At 66.0% G+C, this 19,267-nt stretch carries 15 protein-coding genes, 1 other RNA gene and 1 pseudogene; 11 read left to right on the top strand and 6 right to left on the bottom strand.

All coding sequences use genetic code 11. The features are described 5' to 3' along the window. The 5 genes and pseudogenes from rtcA to AC27KI_RS09365 form a co-directional block, all read right to left on the bottom strand. A partial coding sequence (gene rtcA, locus AC27KI_RS09385; RefSeq protein ID WP_487113572.1) for an RNA 3'-terminal phosphate cyclase occupies positions 1-557 on the bottom strand: 557 nt, incomplete at its 3' end. Beyond that, positions 551-1,413, bottom strand: a pseudogene (locus tag AC27KI_RS09380) (nucleotidyltransferase domain-containing protein). The gene rtcA and the pseudogene AC27KI_RS09380, both read right to left, overlap by 7 nt. A gap of 67 nt (positions 1,414-1,480) precedes the next feature. Continuing rightward, positions 1,481-2,698: an RtcB family protein gene (locus tag AC27KI_RS09375; RefSeq protein ID WP_487113570.1), complete on the bottom strand. Its 1,218-nt coding sequence runs from the start codon at positions 2,696-2,698 to the stop codon at positions 1,481-1,483. A 64-nt stretch (positions 2,699-2,762) separates the two neighbouring features. Then, positions 2,763-3,572 carry a hypothetical protein gene (locus AC27KI_RS09370; RefSeq protein WP_487113569.1) on the bottom strand — a complete coding sequence of 270 codons (810 nt, stop codon included), beginning with the start codon at positions 3,570-3,572 and terminating at the stop codon, positions 2,763-2,765. 572 nt (positions 3,573-4,144) lie between these two features. Further along, positions 4,145-5,698, bottom strand: a complete 1,554-nt coding sequence (locus tag AC27KI_RS09365) for a vWA domain-containing protein (protein WP_487113567.1) — start codon at positions 5,696-5,698, stop codon at positions 4,145-4,147. 218 nt (positions 5,699-5,916) lie between these two features. Between AC27KI_RS09365 and rtcR the strand changes: the two genes are divergently transcribed. The 11 genes from rtcR (at position 5,917) to AC27KI_RS09310 (ending at position 18,133) form a co-directional block, all read left to right on the top strand. Further along, positions 5,917-7,536, top strand: coding sequence for an RNA repair transcriptional activator RtcR (gene rtcR / locus AC27KI_RS09360; RefSeq protein WP_487113565.1), 1,620 nt, complete (start codon positions 5,917-5,919; stop codon positions 7,534-7,536). Positions 7,537-7,546: 10 nt separating this feature from the next. After that, an RNA gene (gene rnpB / locus AC27KI_RS09355) (RNase P RNA component class A) lies at positions 7,547-7,988 on the top strand. A 226-nt stretch (positions 7,989-8,214) separates the two neighbouring features. Further along, entirely contained in the window at positions 8,215-8,580 is a 366-nt protein-coding gene (locus AC27KI_RS09350) for a hypothetical protein (protein ID WP_487113563.1), read from the top strand. Then, the gene (locus AC27KI_RS09345; RefSeq protein ID WP_487089777.1) at positions 8,570-9,208 is read left to right on the top strand and encodes a hypothetical protein; all 639 of its coding nucleotides are present in this window, start codon (positions 8,570-8,572) and stop codon (positions 9,206-9,208) included. Before AC27KI_RS09350 ends, AC27KI_RS09345 begins: the two co-directional genes overlap by 11 nt. Further along, positions 9,205-9,834 carry a C39 family peptidase gene (locus AC27KI_RS09340; protein ID WP_487113561.1) on the top strand — a complete coding sequence of 210 codons (630 nt, stop codon included), beginning with the start codon at positions 9,205-9,207 and terminating at the stop codon, positions 9,832-9,834. The genes AC27KI_RS09345 and AC27KI_RS09340 overlap by 4 nt, the downstream gene beginning before the upstream one ends. Continuing rightward, positions 9,827-10,750 (top strand): hypothetical protein, encoded by a 924-nt coding sequence (locus AC27KI_RS09335; RefSeq protein WP_317353342.1) that lies wholly within the window; start codon positions 9,827-9,829, stop codon positions 10,748-10,750. Before AC27KI_RS09340 ends, AC27KI_RS09335 begins: the two co-directional genes overlap by 8 nt. Before the next feature lie 13 nt (positions 10,751-10,763). Beyond that, complete coding sequence (locus AC27KI_RS09330; protein ID WP_272565253.1) at positions 10,764-11,162, top strand: hypothetical protein; 399 nt, start codon at positions 10,764-10,766, stop codon at positions 11,160-11,162. A gap of 51 nt (positions 11,163-11,213) precedes the next feature. Further along, the gene (locus tag AC27KI_RS09325) at positions 11,214-12,626 is read left to right on the top strand and encodes a hypothetical protein (protein WP_487113559.1); all 1,413 of its coding nucleotides are present in this window, start codon (positions 11,214-11,216) and stop codon (positions 12,624-12,626) included. Then, positions 12,623-13,645 carry a polyprenyl synthetase family protein gene (locus tag AC27KI_RS09320; protein WP_487113557.1) on the top strand — a complete coding sequence of 341 codons (1,023 nt, stop codon included), beginning with the start codon at positions 12,623-12,625 and terminating at the stop codon, positions 13,643-13,645. Before AC27KI_RS09325 ends, AC27KI_RS09320 begins: the two co-directional genes overlap by 4 nt. Positions 13,646-13,677: 32 nt before the next feature. After that, positions 13,678-15,570, top strand: coding sequence for a hypothetical protein (locus tag AC27KI_RS09315; RefSeq protein WP_487113555.1), 1,893 nt, complete (start codon positions 13,678-13,680; stop codon positions 15,568-15,570). 4 nt (positions 15,571-15,574) lie between these two features. Next, entirely contained in the window at positions 15,575-18,133 is a 2,559-nt protein-coding gene (locus AC27KI_RS09310) for a hypothetical protein (RefSeq protein WP_487113553.1), read from the top strand. A gap of 24 nt (positions 18,134-18,157) precedes the next feature. On the opposite strand, the gene AC27KI_RS09305 is transcribed toward AC27KI_RS09310, so the two are convergent. Further along, the coding region (locus tag AC27KI_RS09305) for a M48 family metallopeptidase (protein WP_487113551.1) at positions 18,158-19,267 on the bottom strand (1,110 nt) is incomplete at its 5' end.

Genomic DNA, 19,267 nt, shown 5'->3' with positions numbered 1-19,267 from the left:
CGCGCGCCGCGGTCCAGCAGATCGAACGGGGCCAGCGGGCCAGCCGCAGGCGCGATGGCCGCATGCACCTCGCCGCCGCCTGCGGGATAAAAGCCCCGGCGCCGCAGCGTGAGTTCCAGCCCCACGCCAAGACGCCGCACCAGCGGCGCGAAGGCCCGCTGCAGGAAGTCGAACGGGGGCGCCATGGGGTTGTGCGTGCCGCCCGAAAGCTGCACCCGGCTGGGCCCGCCAGCCAGCATCAGCGCGGGCAGCACGGTCTGCAGCACCAGCAGGCAACTGCCGGCCCCGGCGATCGCAAAGGCGTAGTCGCCCGCCTGCACCGGGCCGGGCGTGAACTGCAGCGCTTGCGACCCCAGTTCGGCGCCCTCCGCCTGCCCGCCGCAGACCTGCATCGCCGCCTGCACGCAGGCCAGGTGCTGGCGCATCAGTCCTGGCTTGGGCCGGCCCGCGCGGATGCGGTCGATGCGCAGCGGCCGGCCGGTCACCATGGACAGCGCCAGGCCGGTGCGCAGGATCTGCCCGCCGCCTTCGCCGTGGGAGCCGTCCAGGGTCAGCATGGCACGGACCCTTCGGCGCCGCCATGGGCAGGATCGAAGCGCAGCACCGTGTCGTGCAGCAGGGCGTCCAGCCCGGCATGCCCGGCAATGGGCAGGGGCTGCACCGGCTGCGCCGCATTGGCGGCCAGCTCGGCCTCGATGAATGCGTGTATGCCGGGCCAGCGTGGGCTGGTGGCCGACTCGTTCGCACGCATCTTCACCGCCAGCAGGGCGTTGATCTCTTCGATGAGCGCCGCATCGCGTTGCGCATCCAGCGTGTGCTGGGCCAGTTCGGCGAAGCGCATGGGCGGCACTCCGGGGCGCGTGCGGATCCATCGCGCTGCCAGCAGCGGGCGCAGCACGTACAGGTATTTCTTGTAGCGCACCACGTCAGCCTGCAGGTGCTCGCGGAAGTTCTTCTTGGCCATGGAGGCGTAGTGGTGCCAGGCCTTGGCGTTGGAGAACACCTGCGCCGCCAGGGCGCGCACCTGGGCCATCGTGTCCGCCGCCTCGCGGTAGACGACGGGCGAGCGCAGCCACTCCAGCAGCGTGGGGTTCGATTCGCGCATCAGCCCGAGCGCTTGCGCAGGTCCCAGCCGTTGATGTCCAGGTCCCCGCTGATCGGCACCTCGATCACGTCGCGCCCGGGCGAGACCGTGAGGTACCAGGGCAGGCGGTGCACGTAGAGAAAGCGGACGTCGTAGTCGCTGTCGGGCGACGCGAAGCCCCAGCCGCGGCTGCCCGATTCGCAGGCAAACAGGATGGTGACGGCGTGCTGCGCCTCGATGTCACGCAGCGCATCCATGATCTGCCCGCGCATGGCGGGCTCGATCGGATGGGCGGAATGAAGCAGTTCTCGGGGTTCTGTCTTTTGCATGTCCATGCTTTCAGCGCACGCTCCTCGTGCGTTGGTCTTGATCCGATGGTGGGCCGTGGTGCGCTCGCTATCCCTTCACGCACACCACTTGCTTGAGCGTGTACACCACTTCCACCAGGTCTTCCTGCGCCGCCATCACGGCGTCGATGTCCTTGTAGGCCATCGGGATCTCGTCGATCACATCGGCGTCCTTGCGGCATTCCACCCCTTCGGTGGCGGCGATCTGGTCGGCAACGGTGTAGAGCTTCTTGGCCTTGGTGCGGCTCATCTTGCGGCCCGCGCCGTGGCTGCAGCTCATGAAGCTCTCCGGGTTGCCCTTGCCGCGCACGATGAAGCTCTTGGCGCCCATGCTGCCGGGAATGATGCCCAGTTCGCCGGCCTTGGCGCTCACGGCGCCCTTGCGGGTGATGAACACGTCTTCGCCGAAGTGCGTTTCGCGGCTCACGTAGTTATGGTGGCAGTTCACCGCTTCCACATGGGCCTCGAAGGGCTTGGCGATCACCTTGCGGGCGGCCGCGATCACGCGCTGCATCATCACCTCGCGGTTGGCGCGCGCGAACTTCTGCGCCCAGCCCACGGCGCGCACGTAGTCGCCGAAATACCGGGCGCCTTCCTCGAAGTAGGCCAGGTCCTGGTCGGGCAGGTTGCGCTGGTGCAGCTCGGCATCCTTCTTGGCCAGCTCGATGAAGTGCGTGCCGATGGCGTTGCCCACTCCGCGCGAGCCCGAATGCAGCATGAACCACACGCCACCGTGTTCGTCCAGGCACACCTCGATGAAGTGGTTGCCGGTGCCCAGCGTTCCCAGGTGCTTGTGGTGGTTGGTGCTGGCAAAGCGCGGGTAGTCCTCGCAGATCGCGTCGAACTCGCCCTTCAGCGAGGCCCAGGCCGCATCGCTCTCATCGGGCGGCGTTTCCCACGCGCCCTTGTCGCGGCCCATGCGGCGCGGGTTGCTGCCGTGCGGCACGGCCTTCTCGATCGCGGAGCGCAGCGGGCCCAGGTTGTCCGGCAGGTCGTTGGCGTGCAGCGTCGTCTTGCACGCCATCATTCCGCAGCCGATGTCCACGCCCACGGCTGCGGGGATGATGGCCTTGAAGGTGGGGATCACCGATCCCACCGTGGCCCCGATGCCGTAGTGCACATCGGGCATGGCGGCCACGTGCTTGAACACGATGGGCAGGCGCGCCGCGTTCTCCAGTTGCTTCTGGGCCTCGTCCTCCACGGGTACGCCCTGGGTCCACATCTTGATGGGGACGCCGTTTTCCACATTGCGTTGCAGGTAGTTCATTGCGTTCTTCTTTCTTTTCGTTTGTCTGTCTGTCTGTCTGTCTGTCTGTCTTATTTTCGGGTGCTCATTCACTGACCCAGTCGAACACCGCTTCCACGATCTGTCGCGGGCCCGTGCAGTTGCCACAGGTGCAGTGCGCGGGTTGTGCCATCGCGCTGGTGTCCAGCGCCAGGATCTTCTGTGCAAAGCGCTGGCGGTTGCCGGGGTCGAGCATCCAGGCTTTCATCGCCTCGCGGAATTCCGGCTGGTCTTCGGCAAAGGCGTCCTGGATTTCGTTCTTTCCCCAGAAGTCCCAGTAGCTCGCCTCGGCGTACCGCAGCACGGCGCTTTGGCGCTCGTCGTTCAGCCAGTGCGCCAGCAGCGGTTGCACGTCCACTCCGCCCTTGTGGAACATCAACAGGATGTCGAAGGCGTTCGCGCCGTTGAACGGGCTGGGCTCGCGCCCGGCGTGCCACAGGCCTTCGTGGAAGAAGGCCAGTGCGTAAGCGTCCACGGCGGCGCGCTCCTGGGGCGACAGGGCATTGGCCGGGCAGTTGCCCAGGCGGTCCAGGTACAGCTCGGTCGAGTGGTGCAGCTCCTCGCCCAGGGCCATCAGTTCCAGCATGCGGGGCAGAAAGTAGAGCAGTTCCTCGGCCGGCTGCTCGCTGCCCTTGGCAGAGCTGTTGTATTCGTAGAAGTGGCGGGTCGTTATGCGGCGCAGCGGTAGGCGCCGCATCTCGCGTTCCATGGCCTCGTCCATGCAGCAGGCCGTGCACACATCCAGCATCTGTGTCGGAGCGCCATGGCGCTGGAAGGCGGCATAGACGGCATCCACCGCCTCGCGCAGGGCGGGCGGCAGCATGGCGGCCTGCGCCGCGGGGGCGTTCGTTTTCATCGGTTTCTTTCCTGTTTGGTCCGCCATGGGGCTCAGCCCTTCCGGCGCATTCAAAAAAAGAGGTGACAAGGGGTGTCGGGTTGCGCCATTGAGCTACCTGCCGAAGCAGACCGGGGATTGAACCCGGAACCTTCAGAGCCCGAGGGCCCCGACGCTCTACCTGTAAACCCGTCTGCATTCACCTCGCAAACACACAAAAAAAAGCAGCGACAAGGATCGACGAAACGTCGTGCTCTACCACTGAGCTACGGCCTTTCGACCGGCGGGATTCGAACCCGCGACCACGAGAGTAGAAGTCTGTAGTTCCGTCAGCATTCGCTGCAAAAAAAAGCAGTGCGACAAGGGTGGCAAGACATGGACCACGCCGCGGTGCGGCGCTGGGATTCGAACCCCGGTCCCTCCAGATGTAGTCCTGCCTGCATTCGCACATTCATTCATCGATGGCCTTCCCGTTCGGCGACAAACAGGCGGTGCGACCGGGATGTAGTCACACCTGCATTCGCCGAACGACAGCCGTCATTCCCACGATCGGGTGCCCTGAATTGGCATTCATGGCACCTTCTCGCCGATCGTCAGATCGGGATGTCCTCGATCACGCCGACCCAATGCGCCGCGCCCATGCCCCCTGCGGCATACACCGCCAGCAGCTTGAACACTTCGTCGCTGAAGCCGCCGATGTTCAGCACATCGGGCTGCTCCTGCGCCTGCGTCGTCGCGCAAGGCTGGATGTCGATGCACACCAGCCGGGCCGTCGGGTTGCGCTGCTTGAACGCCGCCCACTCCTGCATGGTCGCGGTGCCCCGGCCCCGTGCACGGTCGGCCCACGATTCGTTGTCGGACACCAGCACCACCAGCTCGGCCTGCGCCTTCTCGCGGTTCAGCAGGGCCAGCGGTGCGCTGCACGACGTTCCGCCGCCGCCCACCGCGGCCAGCTTGGCCGCATTGGTCATGACCGAATCGCGGGGATTCAGTGGCAGCGGCACCACCTTCGTTTCGAAGGGCAGCACACGCGCATCCGCATTGCGGCGCAGCACGGCAGCGGCCACCAGGGCGGCCACGTCGATGCACCGCACCGTGGAAGTCGCCGAGCCCCGGTGGCCCGTCACCGGCGAGCCCATCGAGCCCGACACGTCGGGGCACACCACCACGCGGCCTTCGAACTGCGGCACATTGGCCAGCGCGAGTTCCATCGCATCCTGCAGCGCTTCCTTCACCACCGTCGGCACGTCGGCGCCGCAGGCGGTGTACGCCGCCATCAACTGGTACGGCAGCACGCGGGCCTTGGCCACGGCCTGCGGGTCACGCAGCTTGGCGGCCACGGCATCGGCCAGGCCTGGCAGCGCGAACACGCCATGCCGGGCAAAGGTGTTCAGGTTCTGGCGCACCATCTGCCACGAGCCGCGCTGTGCAATCGTGGCCCAGGCCGATGCGTCCAGCTCCAGCGCGGTCAGCATCTGGAAAGGCACGTCGGGCACGGGCTGCGTGCGGTCTTGCTTGAAGCGTTCGAAGGCCTGCGTCAGTGGAGGCAGCGCCTCCTGCGCATAAGGGCGACCGATCAGCCAGGCGAACCACGCGGCGCGCCAGGCTTCCGTGGGCTTGGGGTGCACCATCTTCACCACGTCGGCCAGCGACGGCGTGTTGCCCACGGCGGCGTTCAGCAGTTGCGCCTCGGTGGCGTCGAGCAGCCATTGCTGCACCAGCTTTTTCGGACGCGTGCCGAGCGATTTGCGGCCTACCGCGCCGGAGCGCAGCATCTGCACGAAATTGCGCAGCATCTTGCCGTTGTCGATCACGCGGCCGAACACCTGGGCCAGCAGGGGCACATCGCGAACCGCCAGCGTGGCCGCCAGCAGGGCCGGCATGTCTTTCATGGAGCCGGTACGGCGCGCATACAGGGCCGTCTTCGCCAAGAACACCGGATCGACTTCGCGGGCCAGGGCTTGGACGGCGTCGAGCTGGTCCTGCGCCTGGGCATAGAAGGTGCTGTGGAGGCAGCCGGTGGCGGCCAACTGCGCCAGTTGGTGCTTGGGCGACAGGGCATAAGCCACACCACCGGCCTGGTTGCGCACGGTGGCAGCGGGGAGCAGGGTGCCGCGCAGCGTCTGGAAGAGTTGGTGGTTGGCCATGTGCTTTTGCTCCGTTCGTTGGTTCTTGGTGGGTTTGTCTTTTCGACTTTCCTTTTTCATTGCAACCGGTGTGCCAACTGTGGTCTTGAATAGATGGGGAATCTCTTAAGCCAATGATTTGATTCGATATTTTTTAATTCTCTTGCCATTTCTGCGGCACTGGATGGAGCTTAGAATGCTTTGATTTTTATAAAATTAGCTAGTTTTTTATCCAAGAGATGAAGAAGCAAAACGTGGTGATCGGCTTTCTGGGCACCCAACTCGACTCGGGCAAGGGGGCAGGGCGTTGGGAGAAGTGGCGCCCGACGCTTTCGCTGGTGCAGCACGACGACGTGGTCATCGCGCGGATGGAGTTGTTCTACACAGCTTCCCACCAGGAACTGGCCGAGAGGGTGCGCACCGATATCCAGGCGGCCTCGCCCGAAACCACGGTGGCGCTGGTGCCGCTCGCCATTGCCGACCCCTGGGACTTCGGCGAGGTCTACGCCAAGCTCTTCGACTGGACGCAGGGCTACGCTTTCGACACCGAGCGCGAGGAGTATTGGACGCACATCACCACCGGCACGCACGTGGCGCAGATCTGCCTTTTCCTGCTGGTGGAGTCGCGACGCATTCCGGGCGTGCTCGTGCAGACGTCGCCCCCAAAGCGCCAGCAGGCGGGCGATCCCGGCAGCTACGCGCTGATCGATCTGGACCTGTCGCGCTACGACGTGATCGCCCAGCGCTTCGGCGCCGAGCAGCGCGATGCGGTGGATTTCCTCAAGAGCGGCATTGCCACGCGCAATGCCCGTTTCAACGCGCTGATCGAAGAGGTGGAGCGGGTGGCGGTGCGATCGCGCGCGCCCATCCTCTTTACCGGGCCGACCGGTGCGGGCAAGTCGCATCTGGCGCGGCGCATGTTCGAGTTGAAGAAAGCCCGCCACCAGGTGGAGGGCGAATTCGTGGAGGTGAACTGCGCCACGCTGCAGGGCGATGGTGCCGCGTCCACGCTGTTCGGGCACAAGAAAGGCGCCTTCACCGGTGCGGCGGCCGACCGTGCGGGCCTGCTGCGCACAGCGCACAAAGGCGTGCTGTTTCTCGACGAGATCGGTGAGTTGGGCCTAGACGAGCAGGCCATGCTGCTCAAGGCCGTGGAGGAAAAGCGGTTTTATCCCATGGGCAGCGACCGCGAGGTGGCCAGCGATTTCGAACTGATCGCCGGCACCAACCGCGACCTGCGGGCCGAGGTGGCGGCCGGGCGCTTTCGCGAAGACCTGTACGCGCGCATCAACCTGTGGAGCTATCAGTTGCCGGGCCTGGCCCAGCGGCCCGAGGACATCGAGCCCAATGTGGACCACCTGCTGGCGCGATGCGGCGTGGAACTGGGCCGCACGGTGCGCCTGTCGGCCGAGGCGCGGTCGGTGTACCTGCGCTATGCGCAGTCCCCCGAGGCGCTGTGGAGCGGCAACTTCCGCGACCTGTCGGCCAGCGCCACCCGCCTGGCCACGCTGGCCGAGGGCGGGCGCATCGGCCTGCCGCTGGTGGAGGCGGAGATCGCGCGCCTGCAGTGGCTGTGGCAACCCCTCGGTTCGTCGGGCCGCAGCCAGGATGGCGATGCGGTGGATCTGGCCGCACTGCTGGGCGAGCCACAGGTGCAGGCCATGGACCTCTTCGACCGGTTGCAGTTGGCGGCCGTGTTGCAGGTGTGCCGCGGGGCGCGCACGCTGTCGGACGCGGGGCGGCAGTTGTTCCAGGCCTCGCGCGCGCAGCGCGCGGTGGTCAACGATGCGGACCGGCTGCGCAAATACCTGTCGCGATTCGGCCTGGACTGGGAGCAGGCCCGCAGCGGTGGACGATAATCGCCCCCGTGAAGCGCGCCAGACCGCCGCTGGTGCAATCTGGGAAACCAGGCACTGGAGGAACGTCCGGACTGCACAGGACAGCGTAGCAGCTAACGGCTGCCCACCGTGAGGTGAGGATCAGAGCAACAGAGACGAGTCGCAAGCAGGCGGCAAGCCACCGAAGGTGTTCTATCGGTCATCCGCGCAAGCGGGTACGGCTGGCGCAAGCCAGGCGATGTGTGGCGAAAGCCGCAAAGGCCATAGCCACCCGAAGCGGGCGGCGCCTGCTTCGGGTGAAACGGGCAATCTCTACGCGCAGCAATACCAAGTAGGCCAGCGTTGATGTGGTTCCGCAGAGCTGGCGGGTAGGTAGCATCGAGCCGTGGTGGCGACACCCGGCCCAGAGTAATGGCGGTCACGCCGCAGGCAACTGCGGTGCACAGAATCCGGCTTATCGGCGCGCTTCACACTTTTCTTTCCACGCAGGCATCTGGCCCGGCGCGCGCCAGGATGGTCTGGCGCGCCACTGCGCTGGTATCCTGCGATGCATCGGCCATGCCGCTGCAGCAGGGGTTCATGGGCGCATGCCGCCTCGGCACAGGCGGGTGATCGGCCCTGTCTTCCTTTCCTAAAAAATGCGGGCACCCCGCGGTGTCTTTCTTCCCAGGCGTCGCTGAGGACGCGGTCAAACCGCGCTTGGCCGCGGCCACCGCCTGTGTCGTTCATCCACCCGGTGCATGCCTTGGGGCGGTCTTCAGAACGCTTCAGAAGTCTTCAGCAGGATTGGCCCGGCTTTCATGCCGCGACCCGTCCAATCCCACCAGAATATTCACAGCCACTCTTCAGAAACTTCTGGCAGGGGCGCTGTCGAAAGCGCCTTTGCGCGGCCTGATCGAAGCCTTGATGGCGATGCCTTTTTCGCCATGCCTGAACGAAAACGGGAACGTGCTGCGCCGCGGCCTTGACAAGAAAGCATTGCGCGGATGCACCGCTTCCGCTCTTGAATTGATTTGCCCGATGGTGATTTTTTCTTTCCTCAAAGGATATAGACATGAGCAGTGATCCATTCACCCAGATCCTCAACGAAATCCTGCAGGGACTCGTCACGCAGTTGAATGGGGAAATCGGTGGGGCCATCCGGGGCGCCGGTTATGACCCGTATCCCAACGTCGCCTCGGGGTCCGCCAGCATCGGAGTGGGCACGGCTTCTTATTCCGTCTCCAATCTCACGGGCATCTCGTCCCTGCAGATCCAGGACATGGTGGTTGGCAACGTCACTTCGTCCGGTGCCAGTATTTCCGGTACGGTGAATTTCCATGCGGTCCTGAACAGTTCCTTGAGCGCGCAGGCCGGTGGCAGCGTGAAGGTGCTGTTCGTCGATCCGGGCATCTCCGGCAGCATCCGGATCGACAACCCCAGCATCTCCGGCACGGCGCAGTTCCAGGCCGGCACGGCCGGCGGCAAGCTCTGCCTGAACCAGCTGTCGGGCATGAATGCGAACTTCAACTACGGCAACGCCTCGGTCTGGATCGATGGCCTGGGGCCGCTCAACTACCTGCTGCAGCCCGTGGAGAACCTGATTCTGGATGCGGCCAAGGGCGCCATCAGCGGGCTCATCTCATCGCAGATCAACAGCATCGTCAGTCGGGAACTGAACCAGGCGCTGCCCCAGTGCGTGCCTTTTCCATGAGGGTGAGGATCGAGCCGCTGGCCCGCACGACGCAGCGCATCGGCCCGATGTTTCCCGCCTGGCAGGAGGCCGGGGCGAGCACGGGGCAGGCGCTGAACCTGCCGCTGGAGCCGCAGCTACGCACCAACTGGTGCTGGGCCGCGGTGACCTGTGCGGTCGCCGCGCACTACGGCGATACCTCCTGGCGGCAGGACACGCTGGCCTGGCGCATTCTCGCGCCGGACGACGTGCTTCCCAACTGCCTGCCGCCCCCCGCGCTTCTCCTGGAGCCCCGCTACGACCAGCAAGCCGCGATGGAGCGCACCCTGCGCTACGTGAACTGCCTGGCCGGATGGAGCAGTGGACGACCGCCGTTTCGCCGCCTGATGCGCGAGCTCGACGATGGCCGGCCGGTCGCGGTCGCGATCCGCTGGCATGCGGGGCCGCAGCACTACGTGCTGGTGGACGGCTACTGCCGAACGAAGCGCACGGTCTCGGTCGCCGACCCGCAATGCGGCCGCGCCACGGTCGATTTCGATGATTTTCCGTTGCACTACCGCCATGGCGGCGAGTGGATGGAAACCTACTGGACACACAACCCCCGATCGGCCAACCCGACACGCAAAGGAGAGGTGGAATATGAGTAGCTACGACGTCGCGCTGGTGCTGGATGCCGGCACCCTCAACCAGGGCATGACCCAGCTGTATGCCAATGCCCAGGCCAAGCAGAAGCTGTTCCAGGGCGTTCAGGACGTGGGCCAGATGGGCATCACCTCCGTCAACTGGAGCATCGATGCGGTGCCCCAGTTCGTGCTGGCGCCACCGACCCTCACGCAGTGGAACGACAAGAACACGTTCGTGCCGTCGGGCCAGACGAAGCCGAAAGATCCGACCGACCAGATGTTCCAGGTGCAGCTGGCGTCGGTGTCCACCACGTTCAACATGCAGAGCGGGCCGCCATCCCCGCTGACGTTCTCGTTCACCCTGTTTGCGCAGGTGACCGTGTCCGGCAACCAGATCCAGCTGGGATCGGTGGCGGTGCTGCCGGTCAATCCGACCGGCGCTACGGAGTTCATGCTCCAGGTGATCTGCGGGATCGTCTACACCAAGGTCCAGGCCCTGCTGCAGGGCTACCAGATCCCACCCAGCATCACGGTGGAAGGGCAGAGCTTCACCCCGCCGGTCATGACCGTCACCGGATCGCACCTGGTGCTGGCAAGCAACCTGGTGGCCAACGGCACGCCGGATATCAGCGGCGTGCAGTGGCCGCAGCAGGCGCTGGGTGTGCTCGTCGGCCGCAAGCTGCTGACCGCGCTGGTGGCCCAGTACAGCGGTGCGATCGTGCAGAAGATGGATGCCGCGCAGGTCAATGCCAGCGACAGCAACTGGACAGGAAGCTACTCGCTCGACGGCGGGATCAGCAACGCCTCCATCGCGGTGGCATCCACGCTGCCCAACATCAACATCACCGCCACCTTCGCCGCCACCGCCTCGGTGGGCGTTTCATGGTGGCTGGTGCCAGCCGCCTGCGCCCTGGAAGCCGCCTCGAACCTGCTGCCCTGATTGGAGCCACACCATGGTTGACTTTGCCAAAGCCGATTTCGCCACCAGCCCCACGCCGCTGACTTTCACCGTCGCCCCCGTGGTGTCGGGGTCGAACACCGTCCAGCTGCAGCTGCAGCCGCTGCCGAGCTTCACGATCACCTACGCCGAAGACGGCAGCGGGTGGGAGAAGTTCAACGCGGGGCTGCTCAAGCACGTGGCGACCACCATCATCGGCGTTGCCACGCCCTTCATCACATCCACCATCCAGAGCAAGGCGCAGGCCTATCTGAACGACAAAGCCTCGTTCCCGGTGCCGCCCATCCCCATCACGTTCGAAGGCATCAGTCTGAGTCTGACGGCGTCGAATCTGAACATTTCCGCCGCGGATGCGGACCACCTGCTGATCACGGCCACCGTCAATGTTTCCTGACCTGTCGTCCCCGCCCACCGGACCCGGTCACATCGTACGAGGAGAATTTTCATGAGCGCTGGAATGCAAGCTTTTCAAGCCGGCTGGAAGAATCAGCCAGCTGCCACCCTGAACGCCGCCTTGCCCCGCCATATCGGGCTCGGGGACATCCCGATGCTGCCGCTGTCGCGCGCGCTCGACATGCCCGCGCAGGCCGGGTTCGCGCGCGGCTCGCTGGGCATCGACCTGTCGGGCATGCAACTGGTGCTGGCCGGCGACGGGCCGCTCGCGGTCGAATGCAGCAGCGATGCGCAAGGCCGCTGCGTGCTCGCCGTGCGCCTGCAGGGCATTGAACTGCAAGGCACGCACGCCCTGAAAGGCACGCAGATCTGGGAAACCGGACTGGATGGCGCCGGCACGGCCATGCCCATCGGGGCCCGGCGGCGCGGCGGCAGTGGGGACGACAACGCGCATCCCACCTGGATCCAGACCGCGAACGACCAGCGCGGGTTGCTGCAGAACGTGCCCGGCGGCAATGGACAGACGCTGCTGACCACCTACTCCAATCACCGGGCGGCCTTCAACGACGTGTTCAATGAGCAGAATTTCCAGGCGTACGCGTTCCAGCAAGGCTGGGGCAACTCCGCCGTCTCCGAAATGGCCGACGACACCAACACGGCGCTGACCGAGGGGGGGGTGGTCAACGATCCCGTCAAGACCTACTACAACTCGAGCACGGGAATCACCACCAACTACAACGGCCATGCCCAGAACCAGAAGCTGGGCCTGCTCACCACCCTGACCGCCATGGCCAAGGGCGCAGACCCCAACAATCCCACGGACCCCACCAACCCCTACAACCAGGCGGCCGCTGCGACCATGGGCTTTGGCTCGAGCATCGTGCAGAACGTCAAGGTGACGAACCCCAATGTGACCAAGATCGAAGACTTGCCCCCATTGCAGAAAGACGGCGTCTACGAATTGGTGCAGAACGGCACGCCGGCGCCAATGCCTTCGGTGGATGACGTGCATAACTTCCTGAATGGCAGCCCGATCGGCGGCCGCGATGCGCAGGGCAACAGCTGGACGTGGTCGCTCAGCGAGGACGAGCGCGCGTTCGTGCGCAAGCTCCAGGCAGACATCGCCGAGCATGCCGCGCGGGTGGCCGCGCAAAAGCCGGTGGCCCTGGTGACGGGGGCGCTGCACGCGCGCCTTGCATGCCATGTGTATCTGCAGTTCGGTGCGCAGGGCGACCAGGGCGTACCGACCCTGATTGACGGGCGTGTCGAGCTGGACGGCTTCGACCTGCACTTCGACGATGGCGCGTGGAACGGTGCCCTGGGCGACGGCCCGGCGCAGGCCGCGCGCGATGCCTTGTCCGAGGCGCGCTTCATCAAAAGCCTGGTGCACGACCGCATTGCCGATGCACTGGAGCGCGCGCTGGTCCAGCCGCTCGCCAGGGCCCTGCTGGATTCGCAGCCGTGAGGATTGGCGCCGCTGCGCCGGACCCGGTCCACGCCATCCTGCAGGGGCTGATGGCGGCGGACATGCAGGGCTTCAAGGGGAAGTTGGACCAGGCGCTGCAGCCGCAGCAGGGCTATCTGACCGATGCGGAGATGTCGCTCTACCAGGGGGGCAAGAAGCTGCGCCCGCTGATGCTGCTGCTGACCGCGCGGCTTTTCCAGCCCGACGGCGAGCTGCCGAACAAGGTGCTGCGCGCCTCCGCGTCGCTGGAGATGCTGCATGTGGCGAGCCTGATCCACGACGACATCATTGACCACGCCTCGCTGCGGCGGGGCCACGCCAGCGTCAACGCCGCGCGCGGCACCGAGATGGCGATCATGATCGGCGACATGCAGTTCCTGCAGGCCGTGCGCTGCTTCGTCGATGCGATCGAGGACGAGAACGACATGCAGCTCGTGAAATGGGTGCTGGACTCGGCGTTCGACATCTGCCGCGGCGAGATCGACGAGATGACCACGCAGCCGTACTGGCATCCGGACTCGCTGATGAGCCGCTACCTCACCACGGTGGACCGCAAGACCGCCGTGCTGTTCGGCCTGGCCTGCGAGGCCGGCGCCGCGCTCATGCGTGCGCGCACCTCCGAACTGCGCCGCCTCGGCTCTTTCGGTCGCTACATGGGGCGGGCGTTCCAGATGATGGACGACATCTTCGACCTCGCGCACACCGATGAAGAGGCGGGAAAGTGCCGTGGCATCGACCTGCACCAGCGGCGCATCACCCTGCCCATCATCCATGCGATGAAGCTGTTCGGCGATGCGCACCCCATGGTGCGCTATCTGCGCGACACGCAGACCCCGCCGCCCGAGCAGATCAACGCCTGGGTCGATGAGATCCGCCGCTCCGACGCCTTCGCGCTGGCCTACGCCCAGGCGCGGGGTACCGCGCTGCAGGCTGTGCAGTACCTGCAGAACCTGCCCCACGGCCCGCACCTGAAGGCATTGCACGACATCACGTTGCATGTCGTGGACCGACCCTACTGACTGACCGCCAATATTTTCGAGAGGATGCCGCCATGGGCTTGCAGCTATTCCATTTCGTGTACGACACGCTGATGCAGAAGGCCAACGACAACGCGCCTGACAACAGCCTTTTCCTGCCGGTCGCGCTGTCCGGCATGACGGATGGGAGCGGCAACAAGTATCTGCCGCTGAAGGGCAATCAATGGAACCTGGACAACATCGGCGGCGCGCAGGACATCTCGGCCGACATGGCCACGTCCTGGTTCCAGGCCCTGTTTCCGCTGATCGGCCAGCTGAGCCTGCAGACCAACCCCACGCCCCCCGTCACGCAGCAGATGGTCGATGACGCCAAGGCCGCCGTGACCTACATCATGTCGCAGCACCTGAACGTGATTCCGTATCCCGGCGTGGGGCCGGATCTGGACGTGAGCAGCATCGAGATCCAGGGGCTGGCGAACATCCAGGTCAGTGGAGAGCCTCCGGCGGTCACCACCAGCAACGCCGGCTATACCGCGGAGATCACGCTGAACCTCAATGCCTACGCCTCCACGGGGCAGGACTGGAACCAGCCGCTGGCGCTGGCAGGCCCTGAAAAGGGAACGGACAGCACGACCAGCCCCCCCACTGCCTTCGACGGGCTGGGGTTCACGCTCAAGCAGTGCCTGTGCTTCGTGGACAAGCAGATGAACATCGTCGCCCCGCCGCCGACACTGGGGCTCACGCTGTCGTCCGACCACGCGAACGGCTTCGAGTGCCTGGCCACGGGCATCGCGCTGCTGACCCTGTCGAACGCGAAGGTGGTTTCGGGAACGACCGTCGCCGTGAACGGCACCGGCAACAGCGCGGCGCTGCAGATCGACCTGAACACCGTTCAGCTCGTCGCGGTGCAAGGCACCACGCCCACGTTCACGCTACAGAACCTGCAGTACCAGAGCATCTCGCCGGTGCCCTTTCCCGCCTACATCAACACCAGCGTCTTCTATGCGCCGTGGAGCCAGTTCTTCAAGCAGGTGCTGTCCACCGGGGATGCGGCCCAACTGCTGAGCACCCAGGTCAACAACGCGCTGATGGACTCGGGCAACCGGACCCAGGTCGGGAAGCTGCTCAACCAGCAGCTGAAGAACGCCTTCGACGACATCTTCGGCAGTACCCAGGTGGCAGGCAGCACCGTGGACACGGATGCGAACGCGGTGGACAAATACCTGTTCGACCGGGCGCGCGGCGCGCTCAACGACCCGAGCAGCTACGTCTATCTGCCGACCCTGGTGCTGGGATCGACATCGCCGGTACTGGAGCCCTACACCGCCGTCAATCTGAGCATTCCCGGCCCTTTCAAGACGTCGATCATGGGGCAGAACATCGCGCTGTCGGACATCGTGCTCCAGAGCCTGGCGGTCCAGGGGCTGTCGAACGTGGTGGCGCCTCCGAACAATATCGTCTTTGGGGGCGATCCCACCAATCCGCAGGCCAGCGCCACGCTGCTGCTGGGCACCATGAACCCCGGGCCGACGGTGAAAGTGAAGGGTGCCCCCCGCACGGTGCCCTCGCCGCCGGCCACGGCCAGCACGCCATTCACCCTGAACGTGCAGGTCAACCAGAACGCCCCCATCCCGCTGAGCGGCACCCTGAACCTCAGCCTCCAGAACAACAGCAACACGCTGGGCATCCAGACCGCGCTGACCGCGTCGGGCGATACGCCGGACGACCTGAAGCTGACCTACAGCCAGATCCGGCTGGTGGCGGGCGACCAGGATGTGCTGCTCACCATCTCGCTGCCGGACGACGAGAGTGCCTATGCGATGTTCATCAATGCCTTCCTCAGCCAGTCGCAGCTGATCGAGCAGGTGGTGTCGGCGCTGAATGACGCCATTGCCGACAATCTCCAGCAGATCAGCGACGCGGCGACCCAGTTCGCCCGCTCGGCCTTGAAGAACCTGGGGCAGTGACGCCATGAGCAACGACATCTACACCACCCTCCAGGGCGTGCTGAAGACCGACGCGGCCAGCAAGGTCCTGCAACTGGCCCAAAGCCAGTTTCCCGGCCCGATCCAGACGGCGCTCGGCTACTACCTGAACGGCATCACGCTGCAGCTCGGCCCGTCCGCCAGCCTGGCGGTCGATCCGTCCAGCAAGCAACTGCAGCTGCAGGCGCAGCTCGACGGCGCCGATCTCGATCTGCAGGCGACCCCGAGCGGCGCCACGCTGACGCTCACCAGCAAGCAGTACACCGATGCACAGGTGGTGCTGACGTTCAGCCGGGGCGACAGCGGCGTGGAGATGGCGCTGAGCGCCACCATGGGCGCGAGCCTGCAATGGCCGCTGCAAAGCCTGTGGCCTGCGGAACTGGACTGGACGCCGGCCAACCAGATCGCCTTTTCCCAGGGACAGTTGACGCTGAGTTACGCCACGGGCCCGTCCATCCAGTTCAACGGGCAAGGCGGCCTGCTGTATTCCGGGCAGCCTTTCCTGAACGCGGCGCTCAGCGTGCAGCGCACCGACCAGGGCGCGGGCGTCATGTTCGGCGCGGTGGTCCAGCAGTGGTCGCCGGGGTCGCTGTGGACGCCCCTGTCGGCACTGACCTTTAACGACAGCGGGGTGGTGGTGTCCACCATCGCGGGTCAGTCCGGCAGCCTGGCCTCGCTCGGCCTGCTGAGCGCGGACGATGTGCCCGCGATCGCGGCCGATTTCGATATCGCTCCCGGCTTCGTGCTGTTTTCGTCGTTGCAACTCACCGACTCCCTGAAGGCGATCGCCAACTTCATGGGCGACGTGTCGCAGCTGGCCTTGTTCGCCACCTATGCCAAGGACGGCGGCGACAAGACGCTCAAGGCGGTGCTGAAGAACACGTTCAGTGCCCAGGGCAACGGGGTGTTCGAGTTCGACGGCTTCAAGCTCGAATGGGAAGACCCGGGCCAGGGCAGCAGCAGCGCGAGCGCCAGTGCGTCCGGTGTCTTCCGGCCCGATGCCAGCACCGAGATCGCGCTGGGCCTGACGGGCAGCATCGTTCCGTCGCAGGGAGATCTGAGCATCACCCTCACGTTGCAGAACTGGAATCAGCCCTTTGGCCTGCAGACCGTGGACATCGTCGAGCTGCAGGGCACGGTGACGGTGGGTGCCGAGGCCGCCGGCGTGACGCTGAGCGCGGGCGGCGACTTGAAGCTGCAGAACCCCAAAGCGCCGCAGTACGAGTTCGACGTGGGTTTCGAAGTGGAGGTGGTGGATTTCGAGGTGCCCAACGGCATCGCGGTCTGGACGCAGGCCGACCAGCAGCCGATGCAGCTGTCCAATGTGTTCAACGCCGCCTTCGCGCTCGACTTCTCCCCGCAGACGCTGGACAACGACCACGAGCCCGAGATCGCCGACGTGGTGCGCTTTCTCGACGAGATCGTCAGCATCAAGCAGTTCACCTTCTGGTTCGTGGAAGGGGCGCAGCTGCAGAAGATCGGCGACCGAGGCCCGTTCCCGGCCGGCTTCGGGCTGCAGGCCGAGTTCAGCCTGCTGGACCAGGACGATGTGCAGGTGACGGCCACGCTGGCTGAGTCGGCCGATGCCAAGGCCGGCTTTTCCGGCTACATCCTGGTGCAGAAAGCGATTGCCTGGGGCAGTGTGTTTGCGCTGTCCGGCTGGGACCCCACCACCAGCAAGCCGAACGGCCAGGGTCCGATGCTGGCGATCGCCGCCACGCCGGATGGCATCGTGGTGCCGCAGATCAACGGCGGCAATCCGGTGCGCTTCTATTCGTCGCTGTACCTGAAGTTCCTGGACGTGGTGGAAGACCACCTCTACGCACTCGCCACCACCGACAACCAGTTCCAGCTGGACTATGCGGTGCAGAACGGCCAGCCGACGGGGGGCTGCGGCGCGTGGGCCGGCGACCGCATCACGTTCATGCTCAATCCGCAGGCCAAGCAGCTCAGCGCTTCGTTCGGCTTCAACTTCGGCTGGCACGACATCGAGTGGGACGGCATCACCCTTTGGGGCGTGACGCTGGTGCCCAAAATCCAGCTGCCCGATTTCAGCGTGGCGGCCGGCCTGGGCTTCTCGGCCTCGATGCAGGCGCTGGTGGTGACCGGGTATTTCGACTTCAGCCTGTTCGGACTCGACCTGCACCTGGGCGACGAGGCCAGCCCCTACACCCTGCTGAACGTGAACGTGGCCGGCGTCATCGCTCAGCTCAAGGACGTGGCGGGCCACCTGCTCACCGCGTTGAAGCAGGAGGCCTCGGCCCTGATCCAGGCGGTGCTGTCCGGCCTGAGCAGCTTCGTGGCCTGGGTCAAGGACCAGTGGCGCAACTTCGTCAACGGCCTGCAGCTTGTCGGCCAGATCCTGCAGGACCAGTTCAAGCAACTGGGCAAGGACCTCGCCTCGGTGCTGCAAAGCCTCGGCGCCCTGGCGGCCGAAGTGCAGCAGGCCATGGTCGCGCTGGGCTATGAGCTGGAGAAGGTGGCGGACTGGCTGGGCGACCTGTTCGGTTGCCCGATCAGCCACGGGTCCAATGCGCTGCCTTGATGTCGGCCAAGGCCGCCGCCCGGCTCAGCGGGCGCAGTGCGGTGCCCGGCCCTCGCGCAGCTCGGTCGCGCGCTGCACGGTGCCCGGGTGGCTGCTCAGCAGCGACAGCAGACCCTCGCCGCCGGGCTCGACGCCCGGTGAGCGTTGTTTTGGCGGATCGCTCTGGCCCTTGCTTTCCTGGGGCTTGCCCGCCGGGGCGCCGGGGTGCTTCTTTTCCTCGTCGTGCGCAATGGCCAGCAGCAAGTCGGCCATGGGCGCCGTGGGCAGGCGGGCCTGGCCCATGAGCGCGATGGCGTAGCAGTCGGCCTCGCGCTCGTGGTCGCGGCTGTAGGCCAGGCCGGTGAGCAGCGCGCCGCCGGTGGACAGCAGGCCCGACACATCCCCCAAGGCCAGTCCCAGACCGATGTTGAGCACGCCTTGCTCGACCACGGTGCGCGTGGTGTGGCGGTGCACGACATGGCCGATTTCGTGGGCGAGCACGCCGACCAGCGCGTCGTCGCTCAGGCCGTTCTTCGCGGCCGCCTGGGCCAGCCCGTCGGTCATCACCACGCGCCCGCCGGGCAAGGCGAAGGCGTTGGCGCCCATGCCCTGGCGGAACTCCAGCTGCAGGCGCGGCGTGTAGCCGCCGTAGCGCGGCGGCAGGGTGCGCGCCTGCGCCGCCAGCGCATCGAAGCGCTCGCGCAACTGGGTCTGGCGCGCCGCGGGCAGGGTGCTGGCCTTGAGTGTGCCGTGGTCCATCTGCTGCATGGCGCGGTCCGCCAATGCGGCCTCCCAGGCGATCGGCACGTGGCGCGTGAGCTGCGTGGCGGCCCAGGGCGTGCCGTAGCGGTAGAACAGCACCAGCGCGAGCACCGAGGCCAGCACGGTGGCGGCCAGCACGGTCCATCGGGTCTGCATGCGCTGCGCGATGCCGGGGCGGTGGCCGGCCGCGTGCATGGCGGCCTGCCAGGCGCTGACCGCTTTGATCTCCAGGCTGCCGTGGTCGCGCAGGTCCACCACGATGCGCGGTGGCGGGCGGTTCTCGCTCCAGGCCTCGGGCCAATCGACCTCGCGAAAGCCGAACACCCTGGGCGGGGGCGCCGGGGGGCGAGGGGGGTGCAGCGTGAGCGTGGGCCCGCGCGCGCCGGCCGACAG

The organism is Acidovorax sp. KPB24-03, from assembly GCF_057546605.1.
Note: the sequence above shows the minus strand (reverse complement) of the source record. Positions and strands in the feature narration are given on the sequence as shown.